Below are 14489 nucleotides of genomic sequence, written 5' to 3'. Positions count from 1 at the left end.
GCAAAAAGAAAAGCCCGGCTTTACGACCGGGCTTCCAGATTACTGCGGGTTAGCAGGCTTGCGCGGGCGGCGTCGACGCTGCCCTTCCCCTGCCGGTTTCCCTTCGCCGCTGCGCCACGGGCTTTCACCCGCTGGTTTGCTGTCGTTGTTACGACGAGGCGGTTTGCCGGATGATTTCGGCGCGCCGCCTTCGGCACGACGCGGCTGCTGACCGCGACCGCCGCCGCCCTGACCGCGACCACCCTGACGACCGTTCTGAATCGGCTCGGCTTTGATAGACGGGTCCACTTCGTAGCCCGGGGTTTCGATGCGCGGGATCTCTTTCTTCAGCAGGCGCTCGATGTCGCGCAGCAGCTTATGCTCGTCCACGCAGACCAGAGAAAGCGCTTCACCGGTTGCCGCCGCGCGGCCGGTACGACCGATACGATGCACGTAATCTTCCGGCACGTTTGGCAGCTCGTAGTTCACCACGTGCGGCAGCTCTTCAATATCCAGGCCACGGGCGGCGATGTCGGTCGCCACCAGCACGCGGATGTCGCCGGACTTGAAGTCCGCCAGCGCACGGGTACGCGCGCCCTGGCTCTTGTTACCGTGAATGGCGGCGCTGCGGATGCCGTCTTTATTCAGCTGTTCCGCCAGGTGGTTCGCGCCGTGCTTGGTGCGGGTAAAGACCAGCACCTGCTGCCAGTTGCCCTGGCCGATCATCTGGGAGAGCAGTTCCCGCTTGCGCTTTTTATCCACAAAGTGGACGTGCTGCGTCACCTGTTCGGAGGCGGTGTTGCGGCGCGCCACCTCCACTTCCAGCGGGTTATGCAGCAGCTTTTCCGCCAGCGCCTTGATCTCGTCGGAGAAGGTCGCGGAGAAGAGCAGGTTCTGACGACGCGCAGGCAGCTTGGCCAACACGCGACGAATATCGTGAATAAAGCCCATGTCGAGCATGCGGTCGGCTTCGTCCAGCACCAGAATTTCGATGCTATCAAGCTTCACCGCGTTCTGGTGTTCGAGATCCAGCAGACGGCCCGGCGTTGCTATCAGCACGTCCACGCCGCCGCGCAGCTTCATCATCTGCGGGTTGATGCTTACCCCGCCGAAAACCACCAGCGAACGAATGTTGAGATAGCGGCTATAGTCACGCACGTTATCACCAATCTGCGCCGCCAGCTCGCGGGTTGGGGTGAGGATCAGGGCACGGACAGGACGACGGCCTTTGGCATGCGGCTGGTTTTTTACCAGTAGTTCCAGCAGCGGCAGGGTAAAGCCCGCGGTTTTGCCGGTACCGGTCTGGGCGCTGGCCATCAGGTCACGGCCCTGAAGAACGGCGGGGATCGCCTGCTGCTGGATTGGGGTTGGCTCAACGTAGCCCTGCTCTACGATCGCGCGCAGAATTTCCGGGTTCAGGCCAAGGGAATCAAAAGACATAAAAACTCCGAACCGCCCCGACCATCACAGGTGTAGTTTTCAGGGAGATATAACGAATAGGGGAGGACAAAAACCACAATGTCGCGAAGGGGCGGAGTGTAGCAGCTTTTGTGACGTAGCGCATAAAATATCCCTCCGCGTTCCCTCGACGTTAGCGTGATTCAGGCATAATCTTAATCAATCGATTGATTAATTCTTAATGCCGCCATGAATACGACACCCACAACAACCAAAGGTGAACAGGCCAAAAATCAGCTTATCGCCGCCGCGCTGGCGCAGTTTGGTGAGTACGGGCTGCATGCGACCACGCGCGATATTGCCGCGCTGGCCGGGCAGAACATTGCGGCGATTACCTACTATTTTGGCTCAAAAGAGGATTTGTACCTCGCCTGCGCCGAGTGGATCGCCGATTTTATCGGCACGCAGTTTCACCCGCACGTTGAGGAAGCCACCGCGCTGCTCGGCCAGCCGTCGCCCGATCGCGCCGCCGTCCGCCAGCTTATTCTCAATGCCTGCCACAACATGATCCGCCTGCTGACGCACGACGATACGCTCAATCTGAGCAAGTTTATCTCCCGCGAGCAGCTCTCCCCGACCGTCGCCTACCAGCGTGTACACGATCGGGTGATTGAGCCAATGCACTCGCACCTGACCCGGCTGATCGCCGCCTATACCGGTCGGGATGCCGGTGATACCGAGACAATTTTGCATACCCACGCCCTGCTGGGTGAAATCCTTGCCTTCCGTCTGGGCAGGGAAACCATCCTGTTACGCACCGGCTGGACACAATTTGATGAGGATAAAGCCGCGCAGATTAGCAAGGTGATCGCCTGTCACGTCGATCTGATCCTGCAAGGCTTAACGCAAAGGAGCCTGAAGTCATGAAAAAACCTGTCGCCATCATTCTGGTGGTTGTTGTTTTGCTTGCCGCCGGAGTCGGTGGATGGCTGTGGTATCAGAGCCATCAGGATAAAGGCCTGACTCTGTACGGTAACGTGGATATTCGCACGGTGAACATGAGCTTCCGCGTGGGCGGACGTCTCGCCTCGCTGAGCGTGGACGAAGGCGATGCCATTAAAACCGGGCAGACGCTGGGGATGCTGGATAAAGCGCCCTATGAGAATGCGCTGCTGCAGGCCAAAGCGGGCGTGTCCGTCGCACAGGCGCAGTATGACCTGATGCTGGCAGGCTATCGCGACGAAGAGATCGCCCAGGCCGCCGCTGCCGTTAAGCAGGCGCAAGCCGCCTATGACTACGCGCAGAACTTCTACGCGCGCCAGCAGGGGCTGTGGAAAAGCCGCACCATTTCCGCCAACGATCTGGAAAATGCGCGCTCGTCCCGCGACCAGGCGCAGGCCACGCTGAAGTCCGCGCAGGATAAATTAAGCCAGTACCACACCGGTAACCGCCCGCAGGATATCGCCCAGGCGAAGGCCAGCCTTGAACAGGCGCAGGCGCAGCTGGCTCAGGCAGAGCTGGATCTGCACGACACCACCCTGATCGCGCCGTCTGACGGCATGCTGATGACCCGCGCCGTGGAGCCGGGAAGCATGCTCAGCGCCGGCAGCACCGTCTTAACGCTCTCCCTGACCCGCCCGGTGTGGGTGCGCGCCTACGTTGACGAGCCGAACCTCGGCCAGATGCAGCCGGGCCGCGAGCTGCTGCTCTATACCGACGGCCGCCCGGACAAGCCGTATCACGGCAAGGTGGGCTTTGTCTCCCCTACTGCCGAATTCACGCCGAAAACCGTTGAAACACCGGACCTGCGCACCGACCTCGTGTATCGCCTGCGCATCATCGTGACCGATGCGGACGACGCGCTGCGTCAGGGCATGCCCGTCACCGTAAAAGTGAACAACGGGGAACGACATGAATGACGCGGTTATTCAGCTCAACAATCTGGTTAAACGCTTTAAGGGGATGGATAAGCCCGCGGTTGCTCCGCTGAACTGCACCATCCGGAAAGGCTATGTGACCGGGCTGGTCGGCCCGGACGGCGCCGGGAAAACCACGCTGATGCGGATGCTGGCCGGGCTGCTGAAGCCGGATGAAGGCAGCGCCCGCGTGCTCGGCCTTGACCCGATCGAGGATGACGGAGCCCTTCACGCCATGCTCGGCTATATGCCGCAGAAGTTTGGCCTGTATGAAGACCTGACGGTGATGGAAAACCTGAACCTGTACGCCGACCTGCGCAGCGTCACCGGTGAAACCCGGGAGAAAACCTTCGCCCGACTGCTGGAGTTTACCTCCCTCGGCCCGTTTACCGACCGGCTGGCGGGCAAGCTCTCCGGCGGGATGAAGCAGAAGCTGGGGCTGGCCTGCACGCTGGTCGGCGAGCCGAAAGTGCTGCTGCTGGACGAGCCCGGCGTCGGCGTTGACCCGATTTCGCGCCGCGAGCTGTGGCAGATGGTGCACGAGCTGGCGGGCGACGGCATGCTGATCCTCTGGAGCACCTCCTACCTCGACGAAGCGGAACAGTGCCGGGACGTGCTGCTGATGAACGAGGGCGAACTGCTGTATCAGGGCGAGCCGACGACGCTGACGCAGAGCATGGCCGGGCGCAGCTTCCTGCTGCACAGCCCGCAGGAGTCCAACCGCAGCCTGCTGCAGCGGGTGCTCAGGCTGCCGCAGGTCAGCGACGGGATGATCCAGGGCCGCTCGGTACGGGTGATCCTCAAAAAAGAGGCCACCGTCGACGATATTCGCCGGGCGCCCGGCATGCCGACGATCGAGATGGAAGAGACCGCGCCGCGCTTTGAGGACGCGTTTATCGACCTGCTGGGCGGCGCGGGGACGTCAGAGTCGCCGCTTGGCGCTATCCTGCATACGGTGGACGGCACGCCGGGCGAAACGGTGATCGAAGCCAAATCCCTCACCAAGAAATTTGGGGATTTCGCCGCCACCGACAACGTCAATTTCGCGGTTAAACGCGGCGAGATTTTTGGCCTGCTCGGGCCGAACGGCGCGGGAAAATCGACCACCTTTAAGATGATGTGCGGCCTGCTGGTGCCGACGTCCGGCAAGGCGCTGGTGCTGGATATGGACCTGAAGGTCAGCTCCGGCAAGGCGCGCCAGCATCTCGGGTATATGGCGCAGAAGTTCTCCCTTTACGGCAACCTGACGGTCGAGCAGAATCTGCGCTTTTTCTCCGGCGTGTACGGCCTGCGCGGGCGGGCGCAGAACGAGAAAATCCGCCGTATGAGTGACGCCTTCGGGTTAACCAGCATTGCCTCCCACGCCACCGACGAGCTGCCGCTCGGCTTTAAGCAGCGGCTGGCCCTGGCCTGCTCGCTGATGCACGAGCCGGATATTCTGTTTCTGGATGAACCCACTTCCGGCGTTGATCCCCTCACTCGCCGCGAGTTCTGGCTGCATATCAACAGCATGGTGGAAAAAGGGGTGACCGTGATGGTGACCACCCACTTCATGGACGAGGCGGAGTACTGCGACCGCATCGGGCTGGTGTATCGCGGCAAGCTGATTGCCCACGGTACCCCGGACGACCTGAAAAACCAGGCCGCCGACGCTGAGGTTCCGGATCCGACCATGGAGCAGGCGTTTATCACCCTCATCCACGACTGGGATAAGGAGAATGCCCATGCGCAGTAATGCCATTTCCTGGCGCCGGGTGCGCGCGCTGTGCATTAAAGAGACGCGGCAGATCGTGCGTGACCCCAGCAGCTGGCTGATTGCGGTAGTCATCCCCCTGCTGCTGCTGTTTATCTTTGGCTACGGCATTAACCTGGACTCCAGCAAGCTGCGGGTCGGGATTTTGCTGGAGCAGCAGAGCGAAGAGGCGCTGGACTTCACTCACGCCATGACCGGATCGCCCTACATTGACGCCACCATCAGCGACAACCGGCAGGAATTGATCCAGAAAATGCAGGCCGGGAAAATTCGCGGTCTGATCGTCATTCCTGTGGATTTCGCCGCCAATATGGCGCGCGCTGAAACCGATGCGCCGATCCAGGTGATTACCGACGGCAGCGAGCCGAACACCGCCAACTTCGTGCAGGGTTACGCGGAGGGGATCTGGCAGCTCTGGCAGATGCAGCGCGCGGAAGACCGGGGTGAGGAGTTTGAACCGCTGATCGATGTGCAGACGCGCTACTGGTTTAACCCCGCCGCCATCAGCCAGCACTTTATCATTCCGGGTGCGGTGACCATCATCATGACGGTAATCGGCGCGATCCTGACCTCGCTGGTCATCGCCCGCGAGTGGGAGCGCGGGACCATGGAGGCGCTGCTTTCTACCGAAGTGACGCGCGTCGAGCTGCTGCTGTGCAAGCTTATTCCCTACTACTTCCTCGGCATGCTGGCGATGCTGCTCTGTATGCTTGTCTCAGTCTTTATCCTCGGCGTGCCGTATCGCGGCTCGCTGGTGGTGCTGTTTTTTATCACCAGCCTGTTTTTACTCAGCACGCTGGGCATGGGGCTGCTCATCTCCACCATCACCCGCAACCAGTTCAACGCCGCGCAGGTGGCCCTCAATGCCGCCTTTTTACCGTCGATTATGCTGTCCGGGTTTATCTTCCAGATAGATAGTATGCCTGCGGTGATCCGCGCCGTGACCTATGTCATTCCTGCGCGCTACTTTGTGAGCACGCTCCAAAGCCTGTTCCTGGCGGGGAATATTCCGGTGGTGCTAATCGTCAACACGCTGTTTTTAATGGCGTCAGCATTGATGTTTATTGGGTTGACGTGGATGAAAACCAAAAGGCGACTGGATTAAGGAGCGAACATGTTTCACCGATTATGGACGTTGATCCGCAAAGAGCTGCAATCCCTGCTGCGCGAGCCGCAAACCCGCGCCATTCTGGTCTTGCCGGTGCTGATCCAGGTTTTACTGTTCCCGTTTGCCGCCACCCTTGAGGTGACCAACGCCACCATTGCCATATACAACGAAGACAACGGCAAACATTCCGTCGAGCTGACGCAGCGCTTTGCCCGTGCAAAAGCCTTTACCCACATCCTGCTGCTGAAAAGCCCGCAGGAGATTGAGCCCACTATCGACACGCAAAAAGCGCTGCTGCTGGTGCGCTTTCCGGCGGATTTCTCCCGCAATCTGGATACCTTCCAGACCGCGCCGATGCAGCTGATCCTCGACGGGCGTAACTCCAACAGCGCCCAGATAGCGGCCAACTACCTGCAACAGGTGGTCAAAGATTACCAGCAGGAGCTGATGGAGGGCAAACCGAAGCCCAACAACAGCGAGCTGGTGGTGCGTAACTGGTACAACCCGAATCTGGACTACAAATGGTTCGTGGTGCCGTCGCTGATCGCCATGATCACCACTATCGGGGTGATGATCGTGACTTCCCTGTCCGTCGCCCGCGAGCGCGAACAGGGCACGCTGGATCAGCTGCTGGTCTCCCCGCTCGCCACCTGGCAAATTTTCGTCGGCAAAGCGGTCCCGGCGCTGATCGTCGCGACGTTCCAGGCCACCATCGTGCTGGGAGTGGGGATTTGGGCCTATCAGATCCCGTTCGCCGGTTCGCTGGCGCTGTTTTACTTCACGATGGTGATTTACGGGCTGTCGCTGGTGGGGTTTGGGCTGCTGATCTCGGCGCTCTGCTCGACGCAGCAGCAGGCGTTTATCGGGGTGTTCGTCTTTATGATGCCCGCAATTTTGCTCTCGGGTTATGTTTCGCCCGTCGAGAACATGCCGGTATGGCTACAGGATCTGACGTGGGTAAACCCGATTCGGCACTTTACGGACATCACCAAGCAAATCTATCTGAAGGATGCGAGTCTGGATATTGTCTGGGGAAGTTTGTGGCCGCTACTGGTCATAGCGGCCACGACGGGCTCAGTGGCGTACGCGATGTTTAGACGCAACATTGCGTAGCTTTTTCTCTTTGGTCAGCAGCGAGACCACCGCAGGCCCTGCGAGGATAGCCAGACCCGCCAGGGCCAGCAGCAGGTTGTTTTGCAGCACGCGCGACAGCAGCCAAAGCACAATCATCGCCGCGCCAAAATACCAGGTGGTGGTGAGCTCTTCGAGCACATCACCCACCTCGCGCCAGCGCGCTTCATGGTGGCGCTGTAAGAACAGCATCGACAGCACGGTGACGCCATAAAGGACGCATAGCCCCAGGCCTACACGCACCAGCGTGCCGCTCATCCAGCCCATCACCAGTACGGCCACGACCAGTAAATGCAACATTATCTGCCAGCAACTCAGGCCAGTTGCGACACGAACACGTTGTTGCCACTTCATGGCTTCTCTCCTGAAGGATTTTTCTCTGCTTAATCAGACTACCGCACTTTACGGAAAATTCCGTAACGCCGCATCTTTTTGTGACGCCGACTACACTTTATTTTCATTGGGATAGTCACTCAGGAAGGAGCTTATGACTCAAAAAATGCAGCATTTCTCGCTTAAGGTGCTGACGATAAACATTCATAAGGGCTTCACAGCATTTAATCGCCGCTTCATTTTACCGGAGCTGCGCGACGCGGTTCGCACCGTCAGCGCGGATATTGTCTGCCTGCAGGAGGTGATGGGCGCACACGAAGTGCATCCGCTCCACTTTGAGAACTGGCCCGACACGCCGCACTATGAATTTCTGGCCGACACCATGTGGAGTGATTACGCCTACGGTCGCAACGCGGTCTACCCGGAAGGGCATCACGGAAACGCGGTACTGTCCCGTTATCCCATTGAACATTACGAAAACCGCGACGTTTCCGTCGGGGAAAGTGAAAAACGCGGCCTGCTTTACTGCCGCATTACGCCGCCCGACCTCGAGCGACCTGTCCATGTCGGCTGCGTTCATCTGGGCCTTCGCGAAGCCCATCGTCAGGCGCAGCTGAAAATGCTGGCCGAATGGACCAATGCGCTTCCCGAAGGTGAACCGGTGGTGGTAGCGGGCGACTTCAACGACTGGCGACAGCGGGCAAACCATCCGCTGAAGGTAGATGCCGGGCTGGAGGAGATTTTTACGCGCGCCAACGGCAGGCCTGCGCGCACCTTCCCGGTCCGTTTCCCGCTGCTTCGGCTTGACCGCATCTACGTAAAAAATGCCCACGCCAGCAGCCCGACCGCCCTGGCGCTCCTTAACTGGCGACATCTTTCCGACCACGCCCCGCTCAGCGCGGAGATCCACCTATGAAATGTTCCTGGCAGGAAGGCAACCGGATCACGCTGCTGGTCAATGGGGACGAGTACTACCCGGCCGTGTTTAAGGCGATTGATAACGCTCAGCAGAAGGTGATCCTTGAAACCTTTATCTGGTTCGAAGATAACGTCGGCAAACAGCTGCACAGCGTGCTGCTGCGCGCCGCCCGGCGCGGCGTCAAAATTGAAGTATTGCTTGATGGCTATGGCTCGCCGGACCTCAGCGATGCGTTCGTCAATGAACTGACCTCCGCAGGCGTGGTGTTCCGTTACTACGATCCCGGCCCTCGCCTGTTCGGTATGCGCACCAACCTTTTCCGTCGGATGCACCGCAAAATTGTGGTGGTGGATGAGACGGTGGCGTTTGTCGGCGGCATTAACTACTCCGCTGAGCATATGTCCGACTACGGTCCGGAAGCAAAGCAGGATTACGCGATCCGTATTGAAGGCCCCGTGGTGCAGGACATCCTGCTATTTGAGCTGGAGAACCTGCCGGGTAAAGAGGCCGTTCGCCGCTGGTGGAAACGCCGCCATCGCCCGGAAGAGAACCGCAAGCCCGGCGAAGCGCAGGCCCTTTTCGTCTGGCGGGATAACGGCGAGCACCGGGACGACATTGAACGTCATTATCTCAAGATGCTCGCCAACGCGAAGCGCGAAGTGATTATTGCTAACGCCTACTTTTTCCCGGGCTATCGCCTGCTGCACGCCATGCGCAATGCGGCCCGACGCGGGGTTCGCGTGAAGCTGATTGTGCAGGGCGAGCCGGATATGCCGATTGTGAAGGTTGGCGCGCGTTTACTCTATCGCTATCTGGTGAAAAGCGGCGTGCAGATATATGAATATCGCCGCCGTCCGCTGCACGGCAAAGTCGCTGTAATGGATGACCACTGGGCAACCGTCGGTTCCAGTAACCTCGATCCGCTGAGCTTATCGCTTAATCTGGAAGCGAACCTGATCATCCACGATCGTCAGTTTAATCAGACCCTGCGCGATAACCTTCAGGGGCTTATCGACAAAGACTGCGTGCGTGTCGATGAATCCATGGTGCCGAAACGCAGCTGGTGGAACGTTGGCATCGGCGTGGTGGTGTTCCACTTCCTGCGCCACTTCCCGGCGATGGTCGGGTGGCTGCCGGCGCATACGCCGAAGCTGGCGCAGGTGGATCCGCCGGTACAACCCGAAATGGAAACCCAGGACCGCGTTGAAGCGGAAGATGGAGGCAAACCCTGATGTCGAAATCGCATCCGCGCTGGCGGCTGGCAAAAAAAATCCTCACCTGGCTGTTTTTTATTGCGGTCGCGGTTCTGCTGGTGGTCTACGCACAGAAAGTTGACTGGGAAGAGGTGTGGAAGGTCATCCGCAACTATAACCGGATGGTGCTGCTGGGCGCTGTGGGGCTGGTTATTGTCAGCTACCTGATGTACGGCTGCTATGACCTGCTGGGCCGCGCCTACTGCGGCCACAAGCTGGCCAAACGTCAGGTAATGCTGGTGTCATTTATCTGCTACGCCTTTAACCTGACGCTGAGTACCTGGGTCGGCGGCATTGGCATGCGCTATCGCCTTTATTCGCGGCTCGGCCTGCCGGGCGGGACCATCACGCGCATTTTCTCGTTAAGCATCACCACCAACTGGCTGGGCTATATTCTGCTCGGCGGCGTGATCTTCACTATCGGCGTGGTGCAGCTACCCGCGCACTGGTATATCGATGAGGCCACGCTGCGCATTATGGGCATCGTACTGCTACTGATTATCGCCGTTTATCTGTGGGCCTGCGCGTTTGCCAAACGCCGCCATATGACCATCAAAGGGCAAAAGCTGGTGCTGCCCTCGTGGAAGTTTGCGGTGCTGCAGATGGCCGTCTCCAGCGCCAACTGGATGGCAATGGGGGCCATTATCTGGCTGCTGATTGGCGAGGACGTGAATTACTTCTTCGTGCTGGGCGTGCTGCTGGTGAGCAGTATTGCGGGCGTAATTGTGCATATTCCGGCGGGTATCGGCGTGCTGGAAGCGGTATTTATCGCCCTGCTGGCCGGGGAGCATGTCTCTCAGGGAACGATTATCGCGGCCCTGCTGGCGTACCGCATGCTGTATTACTTCCTGCCGCTGGCGCTGGCAACGGTGTGTTATCTGGTGCTGGAGAGTCGGGCGAAGAAGCTGAGAGCGAAGAACGAGAAGGCGTTAGCGAAATAAAAGCAAAACGGCAACCTTGTTGCCGTTTTTAGTGTTTGTTCCCTCTCCCGTGGGAGAGGGTCAGGGTGAGGGAATCAGACCGCACCGCCACCCGGCAAAATAACCTTAACGACGGTTGCCGAAAATCCGCAGCAGCATCAGGAACAGGTTGATGAAGTCCAGATACAGCGTTAGCGCGCCCAGGATCGCGTATTTGCGCAGGTTTGAACTGTCGCGTACGTCGATCTGCTCGCCGATGTTTTTCAGCTTCTGGGTGTCATACGCCGTCAACCCAACAAAGATCACCACCCCGATGTAGGTCACGGCCCACATCAGCGCTTCGCTCTTCAGCCACAGGTTCACCAGCGACGCCAGCACAATCCCAATCAGCCCCATAAACAGCATGCTGCCGAAGCCGCTCAGATCGCGTTTGGTGGTGTAACCGTACAGGCTCATCGCACCGAACATCCCGCCGGTGACCACGAAGGTGCTGGCGATGGAGGAGTAGGTGTAAACGATGAAAATGCTGGAAAGCGTCAGCCCGGTTAGCGCCGAATAGAGCATAAACAGCGTGGTCGCCATTCCGGCACTCAGCTTTTGCACCAGACCGGACAGCACAAACACCAGCGCCAGCTGCGCAATAATCAGCCCAAAGAAGGTGATTTTGCTCGAGAAGATAAACATCATCAGTTCAGGCGTGTTCGCCGCATACCACGCGATAAACGCGGTAAGCAGCAGGCCAACCGTCATCCAGCCGTACACCTGAGCCATATACGTCTGCAGGCCGCTACGGGTCTGCTGTACTATTGAATCGGAACGCGGAAATCGGTCCATGATTCACTCCTGATTAAGATTAAGTAGACACACACGTTAAGATTAACACATCCACGTAAACCGACTACCAACGGCTGGCGGCTTGTTTATCGCTGTCGCGAGATTCTACCCAGCGGTCACCTTCCGGCGTGGCCTCGCGCTTCCAGAACGGCGCTTTGGTTTTGAGGTAATCCATAATGAACTCCCCTGCCGCAAACGCGCTGCTGCGGTGCGCGCTGGTCACCCCGACGAAGACAATCTCCTCGCCAGGCCACATCTCGCCGATGCGGTGAATCACCGTGACTCGCCCGAGCGGCCAGCGGCCCCTCGCTTCGTCGACAATCTCCGCCAGCGATTTCTCGGTCATCCCCGGATAGTGCTCCAGCGTCAGCGCCTTCACGCTGTCACCGAGGTTGTGGTTGCGCACCTTGCCGGTGAAAGTGACGACCGCGCCGTCTTCATCACGCTCCGCCAGCCAGCTGTACTCTGTCCCTACGTTAAAACGCTCGGGACTGACCAGAATTCGGGTTTCAGCCATCTTAGCCCCCCGTAACCGGCGGGAAGAAGGCCACCTCATCCCCTTCAGCCAGCGGGTGATTGAATTCCACCAGCGTCTGGTTAACGGCGGCCAGCAGCTTGCCTTCGTCGAGCGCCAGCGCCCAGCGGTCGCTTTGTGCCGCCAGATGCGCGCGCAGGGCCGCGACGTTTTCGAAGGACGCGTCCAGCGTCAGGCTATCGGTATTCACCAGCTCGCGCACCTGCGCAAAAAAGAGCACCTTAATCATAGCTGTCCACCTTAAAATCACCGGATTTGCCGCCGCTTTTTGCCAGCAAGCGAACCGGGCCAATCACCATATCTTTCTGCACCGCTTTGCACATGTCGTAGATGGTCAGCGCGGCGACTGAGGCCGCCGTCAGCGCCTCCATCTCCACGCCGGTTTTGCCGGTTAAGCGGCAGAGTGACTCAATTCGCACGCGATTATGCTCCGGCTGCGTCTGCAGGTTCACTTCCACCTTGCTCAGCATCAGCGGATGGCACAGCGGAATGAGATCCCAGGTCCGCTTGGCGGCCTGAATACCGGCGATGCGGGCGGTGGCAAAGACGTCGCCCTTATGGTGGCTGCCGTCGATAATCATCGCCAGCGTCTCCGGCAGCATGGTGACGAACGCTTCCGCGCGCGCCTCGCGCACCGTTTCCGCTTTGGCGGAGACGTCCACCATATGCGCTTCACCAGCGGCGTTAATGTGGGTCAGTTGTGACATAGCTTATTTCTTTAAATGGGGATGGAAATTACACGGACGGGTACGGGCGTCCAGCTGCGGGGCGATGATGTTTTCCCACGCGGTGCGGCAGGCTTTGGTCGAACCCGGCATGGCGAAAATCAGGGTTCTGTTCGCCACTCCGGCAACGGCGCGCGACTGCAGCGTGGAAGTACCAATCTCTTCAAAGGAGAGCATGCGGAACACTTCGCCGAAGCCTTCCACCTCGCGGTCGAACAGCGGTATCAGCGCTTCGGGGGCCTGATCGCCTGTGGTAAAGCCGGTGCCGCCGGTGATCAGCACCACCTGTACCTCATCGCTGGCAATCCACTGCGAAACCTGAGCGCGAATGGCGTAGCGGTTCTCCTTCACGATCGCTTTATCGACGATATGATGCCCCGCGTCATGAGCCGCCTCGCGCAGCCAGTGGCCAGAGGTATCATCCTCTTCGCCACGGCGGTCGGAAACGGTAAGGATAGCAATGCGTGTCGGGATAAATTCTGCGCTGACCTGACTCATCTTCTGATTCCTTCTTAAGCCTGATTACCCGCCGATGTAAGACAGGTTCTGAGTGATGCCGGTATTGCCCTGATGCAGGAAGTGGGTCTGTTTTTTATGCGTCAGCGCGTCAGAAATGCGTGCTTCAAGCGCGGCCTGCTGCGCATCGTCTTCCAGCAGATCGCGAAGATCCACGCCGCCGTCGCCGAACAGGCAAAGGTGGAGCTTGCCAACGGAGGAGACGCGCAGGCGGTTGCAGCTGGCGCAGAAGTCTTTCTCATAGGGCATGATAAGCCCAATCTCACCCTCATAATCCGGGTGACAGAAGACCTGCGCCGGGCCGTCGCTGCGCTGGCGGATTTGGTGGTTCCAGCCGCGTTTCAGCAGCTCGTCGCGCAGCACCATGCCGGAGATGTGATGGCGACGGAACAGTTCGCTCCCCTCGCCGGTTTCCATCAGCTCAATGAAACGCAGCTGAATGGGGCGGGACTGGATCCACGCCAGGAATGTATCGAGCTGATGATGGTTCACATCACGCATCAGTACCGTGTTGACTTTGACCTTCTCGAACCCGGCCGCAAATGCCGCGTCGATGCCGTCCATGACCTGCTGAAATTTATCCTGGCCGGTAATGGCGTGGAACTGACGGGCGTCCAGGCTATCGACGCTGACGTTGATCGCCGTCAGCCCCGCATCGCGCCAGTTCGCCACGTCACGCGCCATGCGGTAACCGTTGGTGGTCACCGCAATCTGGCGGATACGTTCGTTTTCACGCACGGCGGCAATGATGTCGGGGAAATCGCGGCGTAGGGAGGGTTCGCCGCCGGTCAGACGCACTTTTTCGGTGCCGAGCTCAGAGAAGGCGCGCGTGACGCGGCGCACTTCATCCACGGAGAGAAAGCCGTTATTGGTGACGCTGCCCGGTTTGTAGCCATCGGGCAGGCAGTAGGTGCAACGGAAGTTGCACACATCGGTAATCGACAGACGTAAGTAATAAAACTTACGCGCGAAAGCATCAGTAAGTTGTGAAGCCATGTACACCTTTCCAGATCGGGAGGCACAGTCATTTCTTTCTGTACCCTGGTGGCAAATTCGCCACGGCCAGAGCGCCATATCTTTCGACACAGGCACAAGGGCTAGAGTGTATGTTTTCAATTTTGAAAACGTGGTTAGGGCGATAGTAGCGCGGAAATTCTGACGGCGCCATT

General features: G+C 59.0%; 16 protein-coding genes and 1 riboswitch. Of the genes, 8 read left to right on the top strand and 8 right to left on the bottom strand.

Translation table 11 applies throughout. The annotated features are described in order from the left end of the window. Window positions 1–39: 39 nt before the first annotated feature. Window positions 40–1419: an ATP-dependent RNA helicase RhlE gene (gene rhlE, locus ACOTZB_RS07555; RefSeq protein WP_421626817.1), complete on the bottom strand. Its 1380-nt coding sequence runs from the start codon at window positions 1417–1419 to the stop codon at window positions 40–42. Between the two features lie 207 nt (window positions 1420–1626). Here rhlE and cecR point away from each other — a divergent pair, with 207 nt between their 5' ends. The 5 genes from cecR to ACOTZB_RS07530 are packed head-to-tail and all read left to right on the top strand — an operon-like array spanning window position 1627 to window position 7267. After that, window positions 1627–2304 carry a transcriptional regulator CecR gene (cecR, locus tag ACOTZB_RS07550; RefSeq protein ID WP_421626816.1) on the top strand — a complete coding sequence of 226 codons (678 nt, stop codon included), beginning with the start codon at window positions 1627–1629 and terminating at the stop codon, window positions 2302–2304. Beyond that, the gene (gene hlyD, locus ACOTZB_RS07545; RefSeq protein WP_193804791.1) at window positions 2301–3296 is read left to right on the top strand and encodes a secretion protein HlyD; all 996 of its coding nucleotides are present in this window, start codon (window positions 2301–2303) and stop codon (window positions 3294–3296) included. The genes cecR and hlyD overlap by 4 nt, the downstream gene beginning before the upstream one ends. Further along, entirely contained in the window at window positions 3289–5028 is a 1740-nt protein-coding gene (locus ACOTZB_RS07540; protein ID WP_421626815.1) for an ATP-binding cassette domain-containing protein, read from the top strand. Before hlyD ends, ACOTZB_RS07540 begins: the two co-directional genes overlap by 8 nt. Next, entirely contained in the window at window positions 5018–6151 is a 1134-nt protein-coding gene (locus ACOTZB_RS07535) for an ABC transporter permease (RefSeq protein ID WP_126328071.1), read from the top strand. Before ACOTZB_RS07540 ends, ACOTZB_RS07535 begins: the two co-directional genes overlap by 11 nt. A 9-nt stretch (window positions 6152–6160) precedes the next feature. Then, the gene (locus tag ACOTZB_RS07530; protein ID WP_421626814.1) at window positions 6161–7267 is read left to right on the top strand and encodes an ABC transporter permease; all 1107 of its coding nucleotides are present in this window, start codon (window positions 6161–6163) and stop codon (window positions 7265–7267) included. On the opposite strand, the gene ACOTZB_RS07525 is transcribed toward ACOTZB_RS07530, so the two are convergent. Continuing rightward, window positions 7229–7639 carry a YbhQ family protein gene (locus ACOTZB_RS07525; protein WP_014883088.1) on the bottom strand — a complete coding sequence of 137 codons (411 nt, stop codon included), beginning with the start codon at window positions 7637–7639 and terminating at the stop codon, window positions 7229–7231. The two genes, ACOTZB_RS07530 and ACOTZB_RS07525, sit on opposite strands and share 39 nt — an antisense overlap. A 133-nt stretch (window positions 7640–7772) precedes the next feature. Between ACOTZB_RS07525 and ACOTZB_RS07520 the strand changes: the two genes are divergently transcribed. From ACOTZB_RS07520 to ACOTZB_RS07510, 3 genes are read left to right on the top strand one after another with little or no spacing between them, the layout of a single operon-like run. After that, window positions 7773–8534: an endonuclease/exonuclease/phosphatase family protein gene (locus ACOTZB_RS07520; protein WP_047650635.1), complete on the top strand. Its 762-nt coding sequence runs from the start codon at window positions 7773–7775 to the stop codon at window positions 8532–8534. Further along, on the top strand, window positions 8531–9769 hold the full coding sequence (gene clsB / locus ACOTZB_RS07515; RefSeq protein WP_047650634.1) for a cardiolipin synthase ClsB: 1239 nt from the start codon (window positions 8531–8533) through the stop codon (window positions 9767–9769). Before ACOTZB_RS07520 ends, clsB begins: the two co-directional genes overlap by 4 nt. Then, entirely contained in the window at window positions 9769–10731 is a 963-nt protein-coding gene (locus ACOTZB_RS07510) for a lysylphosphatidylglycerol synthase domain-containing protein (protein ID WP_421626813.1), read from the top strand. The genes clsB and ACOTZB_RS07510 overlap by 1 nt, the downstream gene beginning before the upstream one ends. 105 nt (window positions 10732–10836) lie before the next feature. Here ACOTZB_RS07510 and ACOTZB_RS07505 read toward each other — a convergent pair whose 3' ends face one another. The 6 genes from ACOTZB_RS07505 to moaA all read right to left on the bottom strand — a co-directional run bounded on the left by ACOTZB_RS07505 (window position 10837) and on the right by moaA (window position 14316). After that, a complete protein-coding gene (locus ACOTZB_RS07505; protein ID WP_024908758.1) occupies window positions 10837–11544 on the bottom strand; it encodes a Bax inhibitor-1/YccA family protein in 708 nt (235 codons plus the stop codon). 64 nt (window positions 11545–11608) lie between these two features. Further along, window positions 11609–12061, bottom strand: a complete 453-nt coding sequence (moaE, locus tag ACOTZB_RS07500; protein WP_029742165.1) for a molybdopterin synthase catalytic subunit MoaE — start codon at window positions 12059–12061, stop codon at window positions 11609–11611. Window position 12062: 1 nt separating this feature from the next. Further along, window positions 12063–12308, bottom strand: coding sequence for a molybdopterin synthase sulfur carrier subunit (gene moaD / locus ACOTZB_RS07495; RefSeq protein WP_421626812.1), 246 nt, complete (start codon window positions 12306–12308; stop codon window positions 12063–12065). Continuing rightward, the gene (moaC, locus tag ACOTZB_RS07490) at window positions 12301–12786 is read right to left on the bottom strand and encodes a cyclic pyranopterin monophosphate synthase MoaC (RefSeq protein ID WP_421626811.1); all 486 of its coding nucleotides are present in this window, start codon (window positions 12784–12786) and stop codon (window positions 12301–12303) included. The genes moaD and moaC overlap by 8 nt, the downstream gene beginning before the upstream one ends. Window positions 12787–12789: 3 nt before the next feature. After that, window positions 12790–13302, bottom strand: coding sequence for a molybdenum cofactor biosynthesis protein B (moaB, locus tag ACOTZB_RS07485; RefSeq protein ID WP_193804797.1), 513 nt, complete (start codon window positions 13300–13302; stop codon window positions 12790–12792). Window positions 13303–13326: 24 nt separating this feature from the next. Next, on the bottom strand, window positions 13327–14316 hold the full coding sequence (gene moaA / locus ACOTZB_RS07480) for a GTP 3',8-cyclase MoaA (protein ID WP_421626810.1): 990 nt from the start codon (window positions 14314–14316) through the stop codon (window positions 13327–13329). After that, window positions 14304–14437: riboswitch (molybdenum cofactor riboswitch) on the bottom strand. It overlaps the preceding gene by 13 nt. Window positions 14438–14489 lie beyond the last annotated feature (52 nt).

Origin of the sequence: Enterobacter cloacae complex sp. SHL020 (assembly GCF_049236945.1) — a bacterium.
In the GTDB taxonomy this organism is placed as follows: domain Bacteria; phylum Pseudomonadota; class Gammaproteobacteria; order Enterobacterales; family Enterobacteriaceae; genus Enterobacter; species Enterobacter dykesii.
Note: the sequence above shows the minus strand (reverse complement) of the source record. Positions and strands in the feature narration are given on the sequence as shown.

Bases quoted from the DNA above. Each gene is read 5' to 3' on its own strand.
- cecR (WP_421626816.1), top strand. From the start codon at position 1,627: ATGAATACGACACCCACAACAACCAAAGGTGAACAGGCCAAAAATCAG.
- moaC (WP_421626811.1), bottom strand. From the start codon at position 12,786: ATGTCACAACTGACCCACATTAACGCCGCTGGTGAAGCGCATATGGTG.
- hlyD (WP_193804791.1), top strand. From the start codon at position 2,301: ATGAAAAAACCTGTCGCCATCATTCTGGTGGTTGTTGTTTTGCTTGCC.
- moaD (WP_421626812.1), bottom strand. From the start codon at position 12,308: ATGATTAAGGTGCTCTTTTTTGCGCAGGTGCGCGAGCTGGTGAATACC.
- clsB (WP_047650634.1), top strand. From the start codon at position 8,531: ATGAAATGTTCCTGGCAGGAAGGCAACCGGATCACGCTGCTGGTCAAT.
- ACOTZB_RS07535 (WP_126328071.1), top strand. From the start codon at position 5,018: ATGCGCAGTAATGCCATTTCCTGGCGCCGGGTGCGCGCGCTGTGCATT.
- ACOTZB_RS07510 (WP_421626813.1), top strand. From the start codon at position 9,769: ATGTCGAAATCGCATCCGCGCTGGCGGCTGGCAAAAAAAATCCTCACC.
- moaA (WP_421626810.1), bottom strand. From the start codon at position 14,316: ATGGCTTCACAACTTACTGATGCTTTCGCGCGTAAGTTTTATTACTTA.
- ACOTZB_RS07525 (WP_014883088.1), bottom strand. From the start codon at position 7,639: ATGAAGTGGCAACAACGTGTTCGTGTCGCAACTGGCCTGAGTTGCTGG.
- ACOTZB_RS07520 (WP_047650635.1), top strand. From the start codon at position 7,773: ATGACTCAAAAAATGCAGCATTTCTCGCTTAAGGTGCTGACGATAAAC.
- ACOTZB_RS07540 (WP_421626815.1), top strand. From the start codon at position 3,289: ATGAATGACGCGGTTATTCAGCTCAACAATCTGGTTAAACGCTTTAAG.
- moaB (WP_193804797.1), bottom strand. From the start codon at position 13,302: ATGAGTCAGGTCAGCGCAGAATTTATCCCGACACGCATTGCTATCCTT.
- ACOTZB_RS07505 (WP_024908758.1), bottom strand. From the start codon at position 11,544: ATGGACCGATTTCCGCGTTCCGATTCAATAGTACAGCAGACCCGTAGC.
- rhlE (WP_421626817.1), bottom strand. From the start codon at position 1,419: ATGTCTTTTGATTCCCTTGGCCTGAACCCGGAAATTCTGCGCGCGATC.
- ACOTZB_RS07530 (WP_421626814.1), top strand. From the start codon at position 6,161: ATGTTTCACCGATTATGGACGTTGATCCGCAAAGAGCTGCAATCCCTG.
- moaE (WP_029742165.1), bottom strand. From the start codon at position 12,061: ATGGCTGAAACCCGAATTCTGGTCAGTCCCGAGCGTTTTAACGTAGGG.